At 53.2% G+C, this 19,254-nt stretch carries 15 protein-coding genes and 1 tRNA gene; 8 read left to right on the forward strand and 8 right to left on the reverse strand.

Features of this window, described 5'->3' with window-relative positions:
• Window positions 1–496: 496 nt before the first annotated feature.
• From Y017_RS08410 to Y017_RS08420, 3 genes are all read left to right on the forward strand, one after another.
• Entirely contained in the window at window positions 497–1,156 is a 660-nt protein-coding gene (locus tag Y017_RS08410) for an NADPH-dependent FMN reductase (protein WP_035460301.1), read from the forward strand.
• Window positions 1,157–1,267: 111 nt separating this feature from the next.
• Window positions 1,268–1,513 (forward strand): DUF2164 domain-containing protein, encoded by a 246-nt coding sequence (locus tag Y017_RS08415; RefSeq protein ID WP_035460302.1) that lies wholly within the window; start codon window positions 1,268–1,270, stop codon window positions 1,511–1,513.
• 234 nt (window positions 1,514–1,747) lie between these two features.
• The gene (locus Y017_RS08420) at window positions 1,748–2,467 is read left to right on the forward strand and encodes a haloacid dehalogenase type II (RefSeq protein ID WP_046961907.1); all 720 of its coding nucleotides are present in this window, start codon (window positions 1,748–1,750) and stop codon (window positions 2,465–2,467) included.
• Window positions 2,468–2,819: 352 nt separating this feature from the next.
• Here the strand turns inward: Y017_RS08420 and Y017_RS08425 are convergent, their stop codons facing one another.
• The 3 genes from Y017_RS08425 to Y017_RS08435 all read right to left on the reverse strand — a co-directional run bounded on the left by Y017_RS08425 (window position 2,820) and on the right by Y017_RS08435 (window position 7,460).
• Window positions 2,820–4,025 carry a hypothetical protein gene (locus Y017_RS08425; protein ID WP_035460303.1) on the reverse strand — a complete coding sequence of 402 codons (1,206 nt, stop codon included), beginning with the start codon at window positions 4,023–4,025 and terminating at the stop codon, window positions 2,820–2,822.
• A 254-nt stretch (window positions 4,026–4,279) separates the two neighbouring features.
• A complete protein-coding gene (locus Y017_RS08430) occupies window positions 4,280–6,940 on the reverse strand; it encodes an RND family transporter (RefSeq protein ID WP_035460304.1) in 2,661 nt (886 codons plus the stop codon).
• Window positions 6,941–7,028: 88 nt separating this feature from the next.
• On the reverse strand, window positions 7,029–7,460 hold the full coding sequence (locus Y017_RS08435; protein WP_011588815.1) for an SRPBCC domain-containing protein: 432 nt from the start codon (window positions 7,458–7,460) through the stop codon (window positions 7,029–7,031).
• Window positions 7,461–7,672: 212 nt separating this feature from the next.
• Between Y017_RS08435 and Y017_RS08440 the strand changes: the two genes are divergently transcribed.
• Both Y017_RS08440 and Y017_RS08445 read left to right on the forward strand, forming a co-directional pair.
• Window positions 7,673–8,740 carry an AraC family transcriptional regulator gene (locus Y017_RS08440; RefSeq protein ID WP_035460305.1) on the forward strand — a complete coding sequence of 356 codons (1,068 nt, stop codon included), beginning with the start codon at window positions 7,673–7,675 and terminating at the stop codon, window positions 8,738–8,740.
• Window positions 8,741–8,840: 100 nt separating this feature from the next.
• Window positions 8,841–9,905 carry a transporter gene (locus Y017_RS08445; RefSeq protein ID WP_035460416.1) on the forward strand — a complete coding sequence of 355 codons (1,065 nt, stop codon included), beginning with the start codon at window positions 8,841–8,843 and terminating at the stop codon, window positions 9,903–9,905.
• A 101-nt stretch (window positions 9,906–10,006) separates the two neighbouring features.
• On the opposite strand, the gene Y017_RS08450 is transcribed toward Y017_RS08445, so the two are convergent.
• The 5 genes from Y017_RS08450 to Y017_RS08470 form a co-directional block, all read right to left on the reverse strand.
• Window positions 10,007–10,082, reverse strand: a tRNA-Thr gene (locus tag Y017_RS08450).
• A gap of 343 nt (window positions 10,083–10,425) precedes the next feature.
• Window positions 10,426–10,851 carry a peptide-methionine (R)-S-oxide reductase MsrB gene (gene msrB / locus Y017_RS08455; RefSeq protein WP_011588812.1) on the reverse strand — a complete coding sequence of 142 codons (426 nt, stop codon included), beginning with the start codon at window positions 10,849–10,851 and terminating at the stop codon, window positions 10,426–10,428.
• Window positions 10,852–10,876: 25 nt separating this feature from the next.
• A complete protein-coding gene (gene msrA / locus Y017_RS08460) occupies window positions 10,877–11,503 on the reverse strand; it encodes a peptide-methionine (S)-S-oxide reductase MsrA (RefSeq protein WP_035460307.1) in 627 nt (208 codons plus the stop codon).
• 99 nt (window positions 11,504–11,602) lie between these two features.
• Window positions 11,603–12,754 (reverse strand): CaiB/BaiF CoA-transferase family protein, encoded by a 1,152-nt coding sequence (locus Y017_RS08465; RefSeq protein WP_011588810.1) that lies wholly within the window; start codon window positions 12,752–12,754, stop codon window positions 11,603–11,605.
• Window positions 12,755–12,802: 48 nt separating this feature from the next.
• Window positions 12,803–13,420, reverse strand: a complete 618-nt coding sequence (locus tag Y017_RS08470) for a hypothetical protein (protein ID WP_011588809.1) — start codon at window positions 13,418–13,420, stop codon at window positions 12,803–12,805.
• A gap of 746 nt (window positions 13,421–14,166) precedes the next feature.
• Between Y017_RS08470 and Y017_RS08475 the strand changes: the two genes are divergently transcribed.
• From Y017_RS08475 to Y017_RS08485, 3 genes are all read left to right on the forward strand, one after another.
• Window positions 14,167–15,255: an OmpA family protein gene (locus tag Y017_RS08475; protein WP_011588808.1), complete on the forward strand. Its 1,089-nt coding sequence runs from the start codon at window positions 14,167–14,169 to the stop codon at window positions 15,253–15,255.
• Between the two features lie 26 nt (window positions 15,256–15,281).
• Window positions 15,282–16,778 (forward strand): thrombospondin type 3 repeat-containing protein, encoded by a 1,497-nt coding sequence (locus tag Y017_RS08480; protein ID WP_231483458.1) that lies wholly within the window; start codon window positions 15,282–15,284, stop codon window positions 16,776–16,778.
• Between the two features lie 380 nt (window positions 16,779–17,158).
• Window positions 17,159–19,252, forward strand: a complete 2,094-nt coding sequence (locus tag Y017_RS08485) for a transporter substrate-binding domain-containing protein (protein WP_035460309.1) — start codon at window positions 17,159–17,161, stop codon at window positions 19,250–19,252.
• Window positions 19,253–19,254 lie beyond the last annotated feature (2 nt).

Genomic DNA, 19,254 nt, shown 5'->3' on the forward strand with positions numbered 1-19,254 from the left:
CGAATTTGAATAATGATACATTAAGCTGGCGTGTCCATTAAGGTAAGAAAGTAAAGATTTCATGGAAAGACAGGAAGTTTAATGACCAAATTGAAGAGGTCGAGGAAATCTATTTCACGAACAGCTCTAGTAAAGTCATAACAGTTGAAAATGTAAATCTCACCTCTTACGGCACATCTAGGGATTTTCTAGATCAACCAGTATCTATTTCCCCCCCCCCTAGCCCTTCTAGAAAACGAAGGCCTTTATCTCTTCTGCGTAACTGTATAGGGGGGAGAACGTCAGACTACTGACACTAAAGGTAAATGGCGTACAGTAGCAGGTCGTTCTTCGGGAAAAGAGAACCCCGTTTCAGCTCTTGGGCACTCCTCTTTGCAACAACAGGGTGCGCATAAATTAGACGATGCAAGAGATCAATGGGTCAGGCCTTACCCCGTGCTTTAGGGGGGCGATGGTAAGAGTTGGCCCCGATGATTCAATAGAGGGAGTCGTATCAATGAAATTCCTGATTTTTTTGGGCACGGTTCGTGATAGTAGTCCGCCTAAGCCTGCTCGCTTGGGAGAGAGGGTGGCGAAGGCCTGCCTTGAGTGCCTGAATGAGCGATGTGCGGGGCATGAGGTGGAGTTGATTGATGCGCTGGATTACCCCATGGAGGCGGTGTTTAAGCCGCATTTTTCTTACCTGAAGAGCAAGGCGCCGCCGGCACTCAATACGCTGGCCGAAAAAATAGCCTCTGCCGATGGTTATATCATGGTCAGCCCGGAATATAACCACTCCATGAGTCCAGCGTTAGCGAATTTGCTCAACCACTTTGGCAGTTCGCTCTTTTCCTATAAGCCCAGTGCAATCGTTACCTATTCAGCCGGCCAGTGGGGCGGAATGCGTGCGGCTGTCGGTATGCGTACATTTCTCTCGGAACTGGGCTGCCTTCCTGTTTCTGCGATGATTCATGTGCCGAAAGCACAAGACGTCTTCGCCGAAAATGGCGCGCTACAGGCGGGTGAGGATAAGGAATCCTGGTTCGATTATTTGGGTAGAACGTTCAATCAACTAATCTGGTGGGCTCAAGCCGCGAAAGCGTATGCTGATGAGGTCGATCCGCACAAGATGGTTCGGGATTTCAAAACAACGCCTTCCGAGCGAAATGCGCCCTAGTGTTTAGTCGGTAAAGTGGACTCAGGGCGTTGGAAAGCCACGAGTGATGAGTGAGGAGCTAACGGCTGCTCTTGCCCGTGCATCGAAAGCCTCTTCGGCAATGAGTAAAGCATGACAGAAATCACCTTCAGCCAAGACCAAAAAGCCCGCATGGTCAGCAAGATAAAAGCGTACTTTGAAGACGAACTCCAGCAGGAAATCGGCGGGTTCGAGGCGGAGTTCTTGATTGATTTTTTTGCCACGGAGCTGGGGCCGCATTTCTATAACCGTGGCCTTTTTGATGCCCAGCAGGTGCTGACCGAGAAGATGGATGAGGTGGGTTATGTGATGCAGGAGCTGGAGACGCCAGAAGTGTAGGGCGATTGCGGCAGTGCCTTCGTTACGACGGTCAGCTTTGCTGTGGGTTAGGGAGGTATCAGCCAATCTCGGGAACTTTCCTTGCGAAGGCCCCTCCCACAACACAGGCTGGCCTTAAATTTGCTGGCTTGGCAGCACATGCATTGACTCCCCCCTGAGGTACCTTTTATGCCCCGATGCCGGTTAAAGACATTCCCCCTTTTTGTGGTCCTTTTCTTTCTTGGAGGCAACGCCATGGCTGACACGACCCCGCAAGGCGCTACGGTAGGCGGTGAACCGCCTAAGCCCAAGGTCATCATTTTTGATGTGAACGAAACCCTACTGGATTTGGAGTCCATGCGGTCTTCGGTGGGTGACGCGCTGGGTGGCAATGAAGAGCTGTTGCCGTTGTGGTTTTCGACCATGTTGCACAACTCCCTGGTTACCACGGTAACCGGGCAATACCACGACTTTGGCCAGATCGGCGTTGCCTCGCTGCTGATGGTGGCAGAGAACAACGATATTACCTTGAGTGAAGAAAAGGCGGAGGACGCCATTGTGTCCACCATTCTCAGCCTGCCGCCGCATCCTGATGTGAAGCCGGGGCTGACGGCATTGAACGAGCAAGGCTTCAAGATCGTTAGCCTCACCAACTCGTCTAACAACGGGGTGAAGACTCAGTTTGAGAATGCGGGGCTGACGGACTTCTTTGATGCCCGCTATAGCATCGAGGACATCAAGGTGTACAAGCCGGACTTGCGCGCTTATGAGTGGGTACTTGAACAGTTGGGTGTGAAGCCAGAAGAAGCCTTGATGGTGGCGGCCCATGGCTGGGACGTGGCTGGCGCAAAAGAGGCAGGCTTGCAAACGGCTTTTGTGGATCGGCCGGGTAAAGCGCTGTATCCATTAGCCAAGAAGCCGGATTACGTGATCAAGGATCTTAGTGAGTTGGCCGATATTATGAATGCCAAATAAGCCAGGCCGGCGGCAGTATGCCGCTGGCGGCTAGTCCATCAGAAACCCCGGTTCGGGCCTTTGTTGTAGAGGGGCTCGGCTGGGTTTTTCTTTGCTTGGAGAAGGGGTAGCTCGTATTCGCGGTGGAGCCACTGCTCCTGCAAAGCACACACATGCGCGTGCCTGCTTTTAAGAAAGGGGTCCGGGGAGCCCCGCCCCGTCCTTGGGGCGCGGAGATCAATCGGCAGGCTTTCCTGGGGTCACAGTAATGAAGGCCTGTGGGCTACCCGGACGCTCAATATACTGTTCATCCGTGCAGTGGTTAACGAAAGAGATGTAGGCGGTTGCTGGGCCTGCTCTTACGAGGTTTTGCTTACTGAACCAGTTCGCAGGCCATGTGGGAGTATTTCTTTTTCACCTGGCTACGACACACGTTGGCGCCGAAAGAGGGTATCTGATCGCAGGCTTTAAACGCGGCGTAACGCTTGGCGCATTGGGCGACAATATCATTCATGCCGTTCTGGCCCGCGGGGCCTGCTGGTGTATTGGCTGCGGCCGCGTTGGTACTGGCAACCGCGGGCCGGGCCGAGCCGGCTTGGGCACTGGCGCTGGCATCAATCATGGCAGCGATAAGGCTAGAGGGCAGGCCGCCTTCCTTGAGCAAGGCGATTTCGTCACTGTTGAATACTTTGTAGGGCTGGTTGGCAGCGCGGATGCGTGAGGCCAGCAAGGGGTTGTCTTCGTCATGGGATAGTCGCAACACGTCGTAGACCTTCATGTCTTGCGGGCCGAGGAACCAGATGTCGTATTCATCGGGCAGATAAACGATGTAAGCGTTGTCTAAAGCAATATTGTCGCGATGGTAGGAGAGAGCATGGCTGCTGGGCGCCAATTCTGCCAGACGACGCAGGGTTTCCATACGGAAGAAGGAGTCCGGGTTATTTTTTAAATATTGGCGGTAGGCGTCTACGCTGCCCGCAGAGACTACGTTTTCATAGTCTGCCTGCTGTATTTGGATATATTGCTGCAGGGCTTGCTTGTGGCGATTGAGCTGGTCATCGGCCATGACTTTGTATTGTGTTTTACCCGGGCTGCCGAATATATAGGCGGTGGGTAGCATGGCGAGGGATGACCGATACGCAACAGGCTCTCGATTTTCAAATAGCACCTGGTTTCCGGCTTTCACTTCCATAACGGTTTCACCTTTGGTGTTAACCCAGGAAGGTAGGATGCCAAGCGTTAGAAGGTAGGCGAGGAGAGTTACTGAGCCGCTATCTTTGTTGTTGTCGTTACGGATGCTAACGGTGAGGTCTTGCCCTGATTTAGCAAACCAACGATTCACTTCCGCGGTGGCAACCTCGCTAGGGTATTGGCGAACGCTGGGTGAGGCATAGCCTCCGGGCAAGTTTAGATGGATATCTGCTTGGCCGGAGAAGCTGTTCAGTGCCTCAGGTGCCGGTGCTGGGCTGGCGAGTTGTCCTTGGTCCGGTATGTAGTGGGTGCCGGTGCAGCCGATGAGTTGTACGCAAAGCAATGCGGCCGACCAGAGTGCTACTCTGGCGCCTGAAATATAAAACATTCTGATATCCCCTTTCCCTCAGTTGTGTGCCGGGCCCCCGCCCGGTGCCTACCAATGGCATTCTGCCATTTGTAGGCGAAAAATATAGGATAATAATGTTGCCGCCTTGGAGGTGATGGCCATGTGCCATTTGCTCCTCACCGTGGGGTGTGCAGGGATATAAAAGGATATGAAGGGTAGAGAGGCTTGCCTGTCAGCGATCACCGATGGTGGTAATCGCTTGCAGGCAAGCTCCCGTGATGGGCGCCGGGGTTTTAGCCAGCTTTCAGTTTCGGTTTTACTGTAATCAGCAAAGCGGGTAGCAGGGTCAGGTTGCTAAGCAGGGCGACCAGCATCGCCAGGCCGGTGAGCAGGCCGAAGTAAACGGTGGGGTTGAAGCTGGATAGGGCCAGGATGGAGAAGCCGGCAATGATGGTAAGCGAAGTGTAGTACATGGCTTTGCCAATGGAGCCATGACAGCGCTTCATGGTGGCCACGTAGTCGTGGTCTTTTGGCAGCTCTTCATGGAAGCGATGAATGTAGTGAATGGTGTCATCCACGGCGATGCCAATGGAGATGGCGGTAATGGTAATGGTCATTAAATCCAGCGGCAGGCCGATCCAGCCCATCAAACCTAGCACCAGGGAGGCGGAGATCAGGCTGGGAACCATGCTGATCAGAGCCACGGGGAGGCTGCGGAACAGGAGTAATAGCATGAACAGGATAGCCGCAAAAACGTAACCCAACGTTTTAATCTGTGAGTCGAACAGGCTTTGCAGCATATTGTTGTAGAGCACCATGGCGCCTGTGAGGTGTACCTGTTCCGGCTGCAAGCCGAAGTTGTTTTCCAGATCGGAGCGGATTTTCGCCAACAATTGGTTGCGGTTCAGATTCTTGTCGGAATCGATCACCCGTATGCTAATGCGTACCTGGTTACCGTCGTCGGACAGGTAGGGTTTAACTAGCTGGCTGCGTAAGTCCTCCGGAATAAAACTGGCTAGCAGCATTAGCTGCACATAGCTGAGTGGGCGCCCATTGAGTTTTTCTGCTACCTCGTAGGTAGTAGCAATGGAGAGCACTTTGCCGGTTTCTGGTAGAGACTCTAGATAATTCTGAATATCTACTAGCTGGCCCAGCCGGGCAGGGGTAAACCAGTAGGCTCCTTTGAGCGGGTTAGGTTTGGCTTTCTCTGGTGTAGAGGCGAAGGGGTCTGCGCCGGATTCGGTGACAAAAGGATCGCTGTCGGCAAACGGATCGGCACTGTCTGTGGCGAACGGGTCGCTGTCTGCGAAGGGGGCTGTGTTATCCACCTCGTTAGCGCTATCAGATGCAAACGGGTCGCTGATCTCGTCGTCTACGCTGGCGCCATCCCAACCGGTGGCGGGTTGCCCCAGTGCGGCGTTCTGCGCCGCTGTGGTTTTGGGCGCATCGATAACGATATCCAGCGGAGTGGTGCCGCCTAGCTTGCGATCAATCTGCAGCATGCCCTGGTAAATTTCCGTGTCTTTCTGGAAGTAATCAATAAACCGGTTTTCCACGGTGAGGCGGCTTATTCCCCACAGGGAAGTGGCGATTACACCCAAGGCAAGCAATAGCAACAGCGGGCGGTGGCGTTCGGTAAAGCCGGCAAAGGCTAGGGTTAGCTCGCGGCTGATGTCACGGCCTTGTCGAGGGGTGCCGGCTGCCAGCGGTGCCAGCAGAGCTGGGAATACAAGAAAGCAGACGATTAGCGATATGCCCAGCCCCAGGGTCATCATCCAGCCGAAGTCAATCACCGGGCGAATGCCGCTGATCACCAGTGAGGAGAAGCCCACCATGGTGGTTAAGATCATATAAATGCTGGGGCGCATCATGTGAGCGGCGGTTTCGCGAATCAGCCATTTTTGGCTAGCCTGCGGATTTTCTTCGTGCAGCTCACGAAAGCGCACGGTGAGGTGAATGGTGATGGACATGGTGATGATCAGCAGCAAGGAAATATAGTTGCTACTGATGACGGACACTTTCCAGTCCACCCAGCCCAGCCAGCCAGTAACGGTTAGTACGGTGACGCCACAGCAGGCCAGCGGCACGATCACCCAACGGGGGCGGCGGAAGATCAGGAATAGGGTAAGGATGAGGAAAACCAGTACACCAACGCCGAACACTTTTAAATCTGAACGAATAAAGCGCACTAAGTCGGTGGTAATCATGGGGACGCCACCGAGGAACAGGTTGGCCTCGTTCCGGTAGCCATCCATGATGTTGCGTACCTGGTCGATTTCACCGGCAGTGCGTTGCTGAATCTGGCTGCTGTAGTCGCTGAAGGCACGGCTGGCAGCTGCTAGCTCTTGCTGGCCTTGTTCATCCAGTGCGCCGTTGTCTTCCAGGTCACGCAGATCGTTGCGCTTGTAAAGCAGGTCGAAATATTTCTGATCCCGTTCGAAGCTCACCAGCAGGGCGGTGGTGTTGCCGTCATCGCTGACCAGCAGGTCTTCGTAGAGCGGGTTTTTATCGGTGAACTCTTTCTCAGCCAACGATAGGTCTACGCCTTCGCTAGTGAGGGTGCGATATTCATTGGCTAGGTCACTGAATTCCACCTGAGGGCTGAACAGCAAGGGCACATCCAACATGCTGTAGACCGAACTGACGCGGTTTACCTTTTTGAGAGCCTGCTGTAAGGATTGCAGGTGTTCCAAGCTGCTCTGCTCGAATAACGGTTTGTCTTTAGGGCTATAGGTAATGACGAGGAAATCACTGCCGCCATATTGTTTGGCGATTTTGCGGTAATACTGCAGTGCCGAGTCATTTTCCAACACCATGGAATCCGCTGACGCGTCGATCTTGAAATTGCGGGCTTGGGTTCCGGCAATGCCGCATATGAGCACCAGTAGCACTAGCCAGAAAACAGGGTGTGCCAGTACAGCCCGGCAATAGGCATTAAACAATCGATGGGTCATGGTGTGTCCGGTCAACGTTCAAGAGGTTGGCAAAAGCGCAGGCCTGATGCTCAAGTATCGGTATTCAAATATCGTACGGCGGGGAAAATCAGAACATAGCCGCGTATTCTGCTGCGAAGCGCGTATCGAAACGATGAATCAGTTTGCCGGCGGGCCAGGTCAGCAAGGTCATTAGGCCTTCGCTCCATTCTTCCTGGTGTACCCGACACCCGCCTTGTTCGTCGTCGATAAAAGTGAAGCGGTGGATGACGCGGGCAAAAGGTAGCTGCAGGCCCCAAGTGATGCGTTCGTTCTCTTTGTACTCCAGCACCTTCACTACCACAGGCGCGGGGGGCAGGCGAGGCAAGTCGGCCACAAACAGCAACAGGGCGCCGGGGCGCCAGCCGCCGTTGAGTAACCGAGCGTGGCGGACAACCGAGCACCAGCTTGACCAGTTTTCAGCATCAGCAAATAGTTTGAAAGCCTGTTTGCGCGAAGCGCGGGTGTCGGTGACTTCGTCGACCAGATAACGTTTTAGCATGTTCTATCCGTGTTTTTATTGGGTTAAGGCGCGTCTTGGTGAAGCGCGAGACACACGCTGCTGCGTACGCGTGCGAAATCCGATTGTTTCAAAGGCACTAGATTACGCACAGTAGGCATCAACCTCCAGTCGGTAAAATGGGTCAATTCAGTGAGGGAGTGTTGACCTGCCGGGGGCGGTTACCTAGTTTCGGATGATCGCTAGGAGTCAGCATGATAACAACATTGTTACCGGCGTCGATTCTGCCGGGGCTTCTTGAAGTCTCGTTACGTAACCAGCTGGATGTGCAGGCCCTGTTTGAACAGGTGGGCATTGATGCCGATATTGTCGGCCGCAGCGACCGATTCATCAGCTTGAGTCAGCTTGATGCGCTGCTCTATGCCGCTTTCACGGAAAGTGATGATCCTCTGTTCGGTTTGCATGTGGGGGCGGATAACCACTATGGCAACTTAGACCTGTTAGGCAACCTAATGGCGACTGCCAATACCCTGGAGCAGGGCATTGGCATGCTATTTCGCTACAAAGATTTGGTGGTTCCCTATCTGGATTTTGCACTCTATTTAGAGGGCAAGAGTGTCCGGGTGTCGGCGATAAGCAAAGATCCCACCCTGCGTTTTACCGCCACGCGGGCCCATAACGAAGTGGTTGTGGCAACCATGTTGTCTATAGGGCGCTCACTGCTGGGCGCCGATATGCCGCTAACGAGTGCCAGTTTCTTGCATGGCCAGCCCTTGCCCGAAGAGCTGGAACGTTATGGTGCTTTTTTCCAGTGTCCGCTGCTGTTTTCTGCCGGGCAGAATGCCATCCAGTTTAGCGCCGAATTGCTTGGCTCGCCGTTGCCTCGTGCCTACCCGAAATACAATGAACGCTTACGCCGCTCTGCGGATCAGGTGTTAGCCGGCTTGTCTCGTGCGGCGGGCATGACTGGGCGGGTGGTGAAACAATTGGAACGGCTACTTTCCGAGCATGCGGTGAGTATGGAAGCGGTAGCTGATGCGTTGGCCGTGACACCAAGGACGCTTCAGCGCCGTCTTCAGGAAGAGGGTACACGGTTTGCGCAATTGCGTGATCAGGTCCGTCACCAACACGCCTGTAAAGCCCTGCGCCAACCACGCTGTAATATGCAGAGCCTGGCCATTGAGCTGGGGTTTTCCGATACCGCCAATTTTTACCATGCTTTTAAGCGCTGGCAGGGCTGTGCGCCAGGCCAATACCGTAAGAGATACAGTAACGACAGCGGTAAAGAAGCCCAAAAAGCGCAAACAGATGATTCCCTTTAAGGTTAAGCCTTTCCTTGAAATGGGTGTGGCATTTTGCCGCATTGGCATTTATGGCTTAGCTCGTATCCTTGCGCGGTTGATTCAATACTGGGGAAAGACCATGTCTCGTTTTGCCTATTCCGCTGTTGCGCTTTCGTTTCTTGCTGCCAGCCCCGTAGCGTTTGCTCATTATGAGGGTGCCCGGCCTGACAGCCATGCGCCGATTTCAGTCATGGGTGACCATACGCATAGTAAGGGCGAGTGGATGCTTTCGTACCGATATATGGGCATGGGAATGAGTGGCGCCAAATCCGGTAGCGACTCTCTCAGCACCGATGAGGCATTCGGGGAAATCCCGGGCATGGGCGCGATGAACATGAAGGCGTTGCCTTATGACATGACGATGCATATGCACATGCTTGGTGCCATGTACGCGCCTACTGATAACCTGACACTCATGGCGATGCTGCCTTATAGCACCAACGAGATGACCACCAAGACCCGCATGACCATGATGGGCACCACCACCCAGGACGAATTTGATACTGAAACTTCCGGAATTGGTGATGCCAGCATTGGTGGCCTTTATAAATTCTATGACGAAAACGGTTATCGCCTGCACCTGAACTTGATGCTGGGCCTGCCCACGGGTTCTATTGAGGAAGAAGATTACATCCCAATGGCGGGTCAGGATTTGCAGCTGCCTTACCCCATGCAACTGGGGTCTGGTAGCTATGAGATTCGCCCAGGCCTTACCCTAAACAAGCAATACGATAGTTGGAGCTGGGGTGCGCAGGTAAGCGCTAAAATTGCCTTGGACGAGAATGATCAGGACTATAAGCTGGGATCGCGTAAGTACTTGACTGCCTGGGCTGCAAAGCCTCTTTCTCCATGGGCGTCGGTGTCACTGGCTGCGTATAAAAGTTGGTGGACCGGCATTCATGGTGCCGCTAAGGACTTGACCATTTCGCCGATGATGAACCCAGCCGCAGACCCGGATGTCAAAGGTGGCCAGCGCCTGGAAATCGGTGTGGGCTTGAATCTGTTGGGTAAAAACGGCGCCTTGAAAGGCCACCGCTTAGCCATGGAGTACAAAACTCCAGTGCAGGAATCTCTGCATGGCCCCCAGATGGAAACGGATTACACTTTCACGGTGGGCTGGCAAAAAGCCTTCGGGGGGAAGTAGCCCTTGTACGGCTAAGAGAAGAGAGTAAAAATGGGTGAAGGCCCACGCTTGTAAACTAAAAAAGCCGCTCCTGATTGGGAGCGGCTTTTTTGTATCTGAAATGGTGCCGGAACGCGGAATCGAACCGCGGACCTACTGATTACGAATCAGTTGCTCTACCAACTGAGCTATCCCGGCGTGCCCATTTTGCAGGCGGGCGCTAGTTTATCAGGCCGCCCGCTGCAGGCAAGAAGGAATCACGTTTTACTGTTTGATGTCGGCCAGTTTGCGGGGGTGCCACTTTTGCATTCGCACCTCCATGCCACGGCAAATCTGGATGCGCTTTGAGCCTGAGGCCCGCTGCTCCGAGCGATGCCGCCGTTTCTATGAGGTACGAGGTGCGAGCTGCCCAGTTTTCAGTACTCTTGTATCCTGAAAAGCCTCTTTTGGTGAGGCTTAGGTGTACACCTTCAAAGGCGCCTTTGCGGCGCGGTGAGTTGGCCGACCGCGCCGCAAAGAGTAGCGCTCCTTTAACGAGACGTTACGCCTTGAATGTTAGGGAAGCAGAATTCAGACAGTAGCGCTGGCCAGTAGGTGGTGGGCCGTCAGGAAAGACGTGACCCTGGTGGCTGTCGCAGCGGGCGCAGCGGATTTCCACGCGGAGCATGCCGTGGCTGCGATCACTCAGTTCACGGATGTGTTCTGGATCGTAGGGTTGGTAAAAGCTGGGCCAGCCGGTACCAGATTCGAATTTAGCATCGGAAGCGAATAGCGGCAGGTCACACAACTTGCAGTGATAAGTGCCGGCGTCTTTATTGTCCAGTAGCCCGCCACAAAATGGCGGTTCCGTGCCCTGATTGAGCAAGATATGGCGTTCTTCTTCGGTCAGCGTTTGTGCGCGGGCCTGCTTCTCTTCTTCGCTCAGGGGCGTCAGATCAAAGCCGCTGGCGGACAGTGCTTGGGTCATCAGGCACTCCCTTAGATTGGTCTCGTTAAGGTGTTCGTGTTTTCAGTTTGTCGGGGAAAGCATGAATCAGCTTTTCTACTTTGGGTTTGGCTACATGCGTAACGTAGCCTTGGGTTGGGTTTCGGCGGGCGAAATTCTGATGGTAGTCCTCGGCGGGAAAGAATGTTTCCAGAGGCTCCACGGTGGTGGCGATGGGCGCAATAAAAGCGCCGGCATTGTTTAGCTGTTCGATATAGGCCGTGGCTACGGTTTTCTCGGCGTTATCATGATAAAAAACCGCGGAGCGATACTGGGTGCCTCGATCGTTGCCCTGGCGGTCTTTGTGGGTAGGATCGTGGGCCACAGAAAAAAACACTTTCAGTAACTCGCCAAAGCTTATGATGGCGCTGTTGTATTCCACTTCAATGACTTCCGCATGGCCGGTGGTACCGGTGCAAACGGCTTCGTAATTGGCCTGAGCCGCATGGCCTCCTGCATAACCAGATACCACCGCATTGACTCCTTCCAGATTTAGATAGACCGCTTCAACACACCAGAAGCAGCCGCCAGCGAGTACCGCTTTGGCGGTGCCATTGACGGGCAGATCTTCGATAGGGTCAGGGAAGTTTTCAGGGCGAATGGCCAGGGATGTGCCGGGAATTACTGCGTTCATGGTCCCTCCAGTAGGGAGTGTCACGCCAGCCGGGCTTGTGGACCGGCTGGCATGCTATCAGTGCGACTATCAGTGCAACTAGAGGAGCGGCGACAGGGATCAGTCCTGCTTAACCGCACCACTAGCAATCAAGCGGTCAATGTCACTGTCACTGAAACCGGCTTGGCTCAATACCGCGCGGCTGTCGGCCCCAGCGGTGGAGGCTGGTTTGACCTTGCCAGCAGCGGTGCGTGAGAAGCGCGGGGTCGGTGCCGGTTGTGCGGCGCCGTTGACGGTAACAAACGATTCTCTAGCCACGTTATGCGGATGCGAGGGCGCTTCTTCAAGGCTGAGTACCGGCGCAAAACACACATCGGTGCCTTCCATGAGGGCGGACCATTCGTCTCGGGTCTTTTGCTTGATGATAGCGGCGAGCTTTTGTTTCATTTCTGGCCACTTGGGCGGATTGATCTGGTGGCCAAAATCTTCGGGGGGCAGCTCAGCAAGCTGGCATAGTTGCGCATAGAACTGCGGCTCGATACTGCCGATGGAAACATACTTACCGTCGGCGGTTTCATACACTTCATAGAAATGGGCGCCAGAATCGAGCATGTGGGTGCCGCGATTGTCGGTAAACATGCCCTGGGATTTGAGTCCATAGAACATGGCCATGAGGGCGGCAGAGCCTTCCACCATGGATGAATCCACTACCTGACCTTTACCGCTACGCTGTGCTTCCAGTACAGCGCAGACCATGCCGAAGGCTAGCATCATACCGCCGCCGCCAAAATCGCCTACCAAGTTGAGCGGGATGGCGGGTTTTTCGCCTTCACGGCCCATGGCATGCAGGGCGCCGGACAGGGAGATGTAGTTCATGTCGTGGCCGGCGGCCTGGGCCAGGGGGCCGGTTTGGCCCCAGCCAGTCATGCGGCCGTAGACCAGCTTCGGGTTGCGCGCTAGGCATTGTTCCGGGCCTACTCCCAGGCGCTCAGTGACACCGGGACGGAAGCCTTCGAACAGGCCATCGGCGGTCTCACATAGTTTGAGTACGGTTTCGATGCCTTCGGGGCTTTTCAAGTCTACGGCTAGATTTTGGCGATTACGAAAAAGGACGGTGTGGCCAATAGCGGAGTGAGGATTGCCGCCGGGACGGTCGATGCGGATGACGGTGGCGCCCATGTCGGCCAGCATCATGCCGCAGAAGGGGCCGGGGCCAATGCCGGCCAGTTCGATGAAAGTCAGTCCGTGGAGAGGGCCTGTCATAATGTTCATTTCCGTTGTCAGAGTCCGTTTTACCGTTCCCTGACAGACGTGGGTCAATCAGGGAACAAGAGCTTGTTCGCGCAAGGTGCGACGCAGGGCCGAGCATTGGCTTTTGGCAATGGCAACGGCGTTGCTGGCTTCGTGGGTGGTGGCGATACCTGTCCACAGAGGCTTGCCGTCGGCGTTAATCAGCTCAGCGCCATGTTGCCGCAGGGCTGTGGGCTCCTCGTCTTCGGCCAGTTCACCGCCAATGCCGACTTGCCAAGTTGGCTTCACGTCACCGGCAAATTGTCCCATGGGATTGAGCTGGTTGCCGACTGTCGGCGGTGCTGCGGCATCAATCAGCATGTGGGTAAGCTCAACCACAAGAATTCGGTCGACATCGTTTTCTTGCGCCCAGTCGAGGATGCTTTCTTTTCCGCCTTCATACCATAACGGTAATTCTTGGTGGCTGAGCAAAACGGTCAATGAATCACTTGAAAATATATCCTTGCAGGTCAATTCCCAAGTTTCACGGATGTTGCCTTCTGGCGTGTGGGCAACCAATAGCAAAGAGTCTTGCGGTGGGTGGCTGCCGCCGTCGGTGTAGCGGGTTTCTACCTCAGTGGTGCTGGCACAACCGGCAACGAGTAGGGCAGGTAAAGCGGGTAGGAGGTATCGGAAAAGCGGTCGCATGAAAATCTCCGGCGGCGAATACGGTGCCTTCAATGGCTTGGCTCCAGTGTAGCAGCGCCAAGGGGCCGGCACATCAATTGGTGCACAATCTCTTGCCATGTTGGAGTGGTGTGTTTGCTGCTATAAGGCGCCATCTTCCATTGCTTCGGGGCCGCAGGGGGGGCGTTTGGAACGACGCCAAACAGGTGCTCTGGTGATTTTTTCTGAGTGTCTTAGTGCGAGCCTGGTGTGTATTCATCTTGTTCTGCTCTGACTTTCTCTATTTTGTCATTTGCGGTGGCCATGATGAGCCCACTGAACAATGACAGAAAAGCTGTATGCGTTGGGCTTTCCTGGTTCCTTTATGAAAATGCTGATGCAAAAATAGTGAGAGCACGCTGGGCTATAGGGCGTGTCGTCAAAGGTTTCCGGCGGTTGGATGTGCTAGTTCAGATATCTGCTGGTCAGTCAGGCATGCCACTATGACGCGTGACATATAATGGCTGCTGGCTAGTCCAGCTGCGGGCATGCGTGCCGAGCGTAGCTAATAGTGGCTAGGCTTTAGAGTGTTGGTTAAAGTGGATAAGGGGTGACGCTGGGTGCGCGTGAGGCGCTGGATGTATCAAGGAATAAGAGTATCTGCCGGCTTTTATGATACGCCGAAAAAATGATTTGCATGCAGGCAAAATGGTACTATAGCTTTCTTCCTATTTGCATAATAGCCAGTATAATAATGTGACCTAGTTTACATACCCAAGGGGGGTGTCGTGAAAGGAAGCCTACATACTTCACTATTAGTGGCAGGTGTCGCATTAGCGACGCAAGGTTATGCAGCAGACGAAACGGCGACAAAGCAATATCTTGCGCCGATGGTGCATTACCTTGAGCTTGATGAAGACAGGGATTTGTCCAGCAAGGGGTTGGGAGCGGGCTTGATTTATGGCCGTCAGCTGTCCGACCACTGGTGGTGGGAAACTGAGGGCGCGGGCTACGGCTTGGATTCAGGGGTGGCAGGCGCTGCTGATTACTATCAGTACACAGTAAGCACCGGCTTAGCCTACGCTTTTGGCGATCGCGAAGAAGAGTTTACCCCGTTCGTACTGGCTCAGGTCGGTGGCATCTATAATGATGTGGTGCCAGACGACGATGACGGCGTTGATTTTCATGCCAATGTGGGGCTGGGTGCTGTCACCGGTCCGATGTTTGATAACGGCTTGAAAATGCGTGCTGAAGCTCGGTACATGTATGACGATTTCGACGGTATTACGGGCACTATCTCAGAAGATGAGGGCGGTTTTAACGACTGGCGCTTCTCTCTTGGCTTGGAAATGCCCCTCGGTCGCACTAAGACCGTAGAAGTAGAAAAAATCGTCTATGAAACCCGTGAAGTAGAAAAAATCGTTGAAGTTAGTGCGCCAGATAGCGATGGGGACGGAATCCCTGACGATCGCGATCAGTGCCCGAATACGATTCAGGGTGGCAAGGTTGATGGCGAAGGCTGTTTGCTAACCAACCAGACCATTACCTTCAATAACATCGGTTTTGAACTGGATTCTGCCAATATTACAGCGAGCTCCCGTCCGATTTTGGATCGTCTTGTAAAAGCGCTTAAGTCACAGACCAACTTTGATGTTGAAATCGCAGGCCATACCGACTCTAGCGGTAGTGCCGAGTACAATGAAGGTTTATCTGATCGTCGTGCTAAGGCTGTACGCCAGTACTTGATCGATCAGGGTATTAGTTCAGAACGCCTTACCGCTCGTGGGTATGGTGAAGTGGTTCCGGTTGCCAGTAATGAAACTGCATCTGGGCGTGCGATGAACCGTCGTGTTGAATTTCGTGTTAGTGAACAATAGGGGATAGGGATACTATGAACTCTTTAATGAAAGTTTTATTAAGCATTATGATAGCGGCCACTCTTGGGATGGGGTTGGCTGGTTGTGAAGCCGATGGCGATAGCGATAGCAGTGGCGGAGGTGGTAACGCAGTAGGTAATATTGCGGACCAAGATGCTGATGGCGTGCCTGATAGCGTGGATAATTGCCCCGCAAACTCAAATGCCATGCAGGAAGATCTCGATGGCGATGGCATCGGCGATGTTTGCGACGATGATCGTGACGGTGATGGCGTAGATAATGATGCCGACAACTGCCCGCTGCTAGCGAATGATTCTCAGGAAGACGCTGATGGTGATGGTGTTGGTGACGCCTGTGATATGGATAACGATCAGGACAAAGACGGCACCGATGACGGCGTAGATAATTGCCCAGCGACCTTCAACCCAGAACAGGGTGATGTGGATGGCGACGGCAAAGGCGACGTTTGTGACGACGACTCAGATGGCGATGGCGTTGATGATGCCAACGACAACTGTGCATTCACCGCTAACAACGACCAAGCTGATACAGATACAGATGGTGTTGGCGATGTGTGCGAAGACGATCGTGATGGCGACACCGTGTTAGATGATGTCGATAACTGCTTGAGCCTGCCTAACACTGACCAGTCTGATATTGACCTGGATACTGTTGGCGATGTATGCGATGAAGATCGTGATGGTGATGGCGTCGATAACGATGGCACCGATAGCAGCGATAACTGTCCTGATACTGCCAATAACGACCAGCTTGACCTAGATGGCGACGGTATTGGTAATGTTTGTGACGATGACTTTGATGGTGAAGTCGATCTGACCGACACCGATGGTGATGGCGTCATTGACAGCGAAGACAACTGCCCAGAAATTGCTAACGAAGATCAAGCAGACGACGATGGCGATGGCATCGGTAATGTTTGTGACGACAACGGCTTCACCTGTTCAGCTGACAGCACTTTTAAGCAGTTGACCAGCGCTGATTACACGGCAGAAGGCGACTCCTTGGGCGGTTTGTTTGAGTTTGGTGTTTGCTTGGGCTGTTCTGTGGAAAATGCCGACTCTGTGATTGATGGAAGTAATGCCTCTTATGCACAGGTTAACTTGGGCCTGGCATTAGGTGGATTGCTTAGCAACACCAGACACAGTGGCGCGTATGTAGCGGTTGATGCCAAGGATCCAGCTAACGACATTTCAGAAACCATTGTTGGGTTTGTAGTTAGCGATCCGGCTGCTTCATTGGTGAGCTTGGAACTGCTAGGCGACTTCGTTTCCATTCTGTTTATTAATGACGGCGAAATCGTGCATGAAGTTAAAAGAATTGAAGCGCATTTGCTGGGTCTAAGCTTGCTAGGCTTGGGTGCTAACACAGATCAGCGCTTTATTGCTGCACTAGCGCCTAGCGACGTGTCTTTTGACTCCATCCAGTTGAACTATGGTGGTGTTTTGAATCTCAATAAAACCTTGCGTGTTCATGACGTGTGTGTTGGTTCGCCTTCATTCTAGTCTGGACGTAAGTGAGATATAGTTCGATTTAAGTAAAAGCTCGTCTCTGCGCCTTAGAAATGAGGCGCAGAGAAAAAGCCTGAATCAAGCGGGTTGCAATGCTTCTGAAATGAATGCGTTGCAACCCAAGTGATTCGGGCTTTTTTTTTGCTCCACATTTCTATTGAAATAGCGTCTTTTCCCTTCCTGTTAATTACCCGCCCCTTCTGTGGCTGGGCTTTCGCCCTAGTGCTAGATGTTTGCCTTTGCTGCCAGAAAATGCCACTTGATAGGTTTTTCGAGATCTTGAGTCGGCAGTTCTTCCTAAAGAGTATTGCCCTATATTCATAGGCTGGTACTCTGAACTAAGTAATAAACCCTAGAAAAGGAAGGGGGTGCTCATGCGTTTAGGCATATTTATGCTTATATGCCTCGGTTTCATGCTGCTAGCCGGTTGTGACAAGGAGCCAGAGGTGGGTGAGGTTGTTAGCACCTTTGACAACTACCTGGAAACCGGTGATTTGCCCGCCATGAAAGAGCGTGGTTTTATCCGGCTTCTGGCCCCTCGCTTTGATGAACCGTCCGGTCTCCCTCGCGACGGTATTCCTGCTAGTGAATATCAGCATCAGGCCGAAGCGTTTGTGGAATACCTTGGACTTGAGCCGCGCTGGGTGTATGCCGATAACTTCTCTGAGTTGGGCACCCTTATCAATCAAGGAGTGGCGGATATCATCATCACCAATTATTCGGTGACCAAGGCCCGCAAGAAGACGCTTGCTTTTTCTACCCCTGTTAATGCGGTGCAAGAACGTTTGGTGGTGCCACGGGCATTGGCGGACTTGGCGTTGACTGAGATGGGTAGCCTTATTGTGTCAGTGCCGGACGGGTCCGCTTATCAGGAAACGGCCACTAAGCTGGCCAAACGGCATCAAAGCATAAGCGTAGAGGTCCTGGATAGCTCCATATCAGATGAAGCGTTGGTTAATGGTGTGGCTAATGGTGAATTTGCGGCCTCTATCGTAGACAGTAATATGCTGGACATCTTGTTGGATGAGGACGGTGAAGCGGTTGCGGGGCCGGTGTTGAATCGTAAGCGCCGCATTGCTTGGGCGGTTCGCCCCAGTAGTACGGAGTTACTTAATCAGATCAATCAGTATATTACTAGTGAGCGGATCATTGCTTCTGATGGGAGTGCAGAAGCTCGTGATTGGGAGATGATTGCCGAGCATGGCGTATTGCGAGTAATTACTTCCAATAACCCGGCCAGCTATTTTATGTGGCGTGGTGAGTTGATGGGCTTTGATTATGATCTGATTAAAGATTTCGCCAAGCAGCATCGTTTGAGAGTTCGGGTAGTGGTCCGGGATAGTCCGTCTGCCATGTTTAGCGCGCTGGAGGCGGGGGAGGGCGATGTTATCGCTGCGTCGATGACGATTACCTCTGATCGGCAGCTAGCTGGTTGGGCGTTTAGCAAGCGTTACTTAGAAGTGAATGAGCAATTGATCGGTGAGGCTGGCGATGTGCCATTGGGATCGGTGCAGGCGCTGGCTGGTCGTACCGTAGCAGTTAATCCGGAAACGGCTTATTACGACACACTAAAAGATCTACAGGCGACTGGACTGCAGTTTGATATCCAGGAAGTTTTTCAGGCAAGCACGGAAATGCTGATTGAGGGTGTGGCTAATGGTGAGTACGACCTGACCATGGCCGATAGCCATCTGGCGGCCATGGAATCCACCTACCGAGATGATATCGCCGTTTTGTTCCAGTTCGAACCAGCCAAAGAGATTGCCTGGGTTACCCGTGAGCCTCAGAAAATTTTGCGCAAGCAGCTGAATAATTACATAAAGCGGAATTACCGGGGCTTGTTTTATAACGTGACGTATAATCGTTACTTCGTAGAAAAGAAAACCATCGCCGCCCATGAGGCCTACCGGGTGGAGCCAGGCCGTAATATCTCCCCGTATGATGATTTAGTGCGGGAGAAATCGCTTGAATATGGCTTGGACTGGCGTTTAATCACCTCGCAGATGTACCAAGAAAGTCGGTTTAACCCAAACGCTCGTTCTTTCGCCGGCGCCCAAGGATTGTTGCAGGTAATGCCACGCACAGGTAGGCAATTTGGGTACAGCAATTTGACCGATCCGGAGAATGGAGTGTCTGCAGGCCTAGCGTATATAGATTGGCTTGAGCAGCGTTTTCCTGCGCGGTTAGACCTGGCGGAAAAACTCTACTTTACCTTGGCTGCGTACAATGCAGGCCATGGCCATGTGGAAGATGCACGTCGCCTGGCGCAACGGCTGGGTAAGAATCCTGACAAGTGGTTCGGTCATGTAGAAGAGGCCATGCTGCTGTTATCCAAGCCTCAATATGCCCAGCAGGCTCGTTATGGCTATGTGCGAGGCAGGGAGCCAGTGAAATACGTGCGAGAAATTAAGACTCGATACTTGGGTTATGTGTCAGCGTTGGGGGAACAGAAGCAGCCCGAGCTTTAACG

The sequence above is a fragment of the Alcanivorax sp. 97CO-5 genome, from assembly GCF_000524665.1.
GTDB lineage: Bacteria > Pseudomonadota > Gammaproteobacteria > Pseudomonadales > Alcanivoracaceae > Alcanivorax > Alcanivorax borkumensis.

What these genes read in the sequence shown, in the direction of transcription:
- Y017_RS08410 (WP_035460301.1), top strand. Translation starts at nt 497, where the DNA reads ATGAAATTCCTGATTTTTTTGGGCACGGTTCGTGATAGTAGTCCGCCT.
- Y017_RS08415 (WP_035460302.1), top strand. Translation starts at nt 1,268, where the DNA reads ATGACAGAAATCACCTTCAGCCAAGACCAAAAAGCCCGCATGGTCAGC.
- Y017_RS08420 (WP_046961907.1), top strand. Translation starts at nt 1,748, where the DNA reads ATGGCTGACACGACCCCGCAAGGCGCTACGGTAGGCGGTGAACCGCCT.
- Y017_RS08425 (WP_035460303.1), bottom strand. Translation starts at nt 4,025, where the DNA reads ATGTTTTATATTTCAGGCGCCAGAGTAGCACTCTGGTCGGCCGCATTG.
- Y017_RS08430 (WP_035460304.1), bottom strand. Translation starts at nt 6,940, where the DNA reads ATGACCCATCGATTGTTTAATGCCTATTGCCGGGCTGTACTGGCACAC.
- Y017_RS08435 (WP_011588815.1), bottom strand. Translation starts at nt 7,460, where the DNA reads ATGCTAAAACGTTATCTGGTCGACGAAGTCACCGACACCCGCGCTTCG.
- Y017_RS08440 (WP_035460305.1), top strand. Translation starts at nt 7,673, where the DNA reads ATGATAACAACATTGTTACCGGCGTCGATTCTGCCGGGGCTTCTTGAA.
- Y017_RS08445 (WP_035460416.1), top strand. Translation starts at nt 8,841, where the DNA reads ATGTCTCGTTTTGCCTATTCCGCTGTTGCGCTTTCGTTTCTTGCTGCC.
- msrB (WP_011588812.1), bottom strand. Translation starts at nt 10,851, where the DNA reads ATGACCCAAGCACTGTCCGCCAGCGGCTTTGATCTGACGCCCCTGAGC.
- msrA (WP_035460307.1), bottom strand. Translation starts at nt 11,503, where the DNA reads ATGAACGCAGTAATTCCCGGCACATCCCTGGCCATTCGCCCTGAAAAC.
- Y017_RS08465 (WP_011588810.1), bottom strand. Translation starts at nt 12,754, where the DNA reads ATGAACATTATGACAGGCCCTCTCCACGGACTGACTTTCATCGAACTG.
- Y017_RS08470 (WP_011588809.1), bottom strand. Translation starts at nt 13,420, where the DNA reads ATGCGACCGCTTTTCCGATACCTCCTACCCGCTTTACCTGCCCTACTC.
- Y017_RS08480 (WP_231483458.1), top strand. Translation starts at nt 15,282, where the DNA reads ATGAAAGTTTTATTAAGCATTATGATAGCGGCCACTCTTGGGATGGGG.
- Y017_RS08485 (WP_035460309.1), top strand. Translation starts at nt 17,159, where the DNA reads ATGCGTTTAGGCATATTTATGCTTATATGCCTCGGTTTCATGCTGCTA.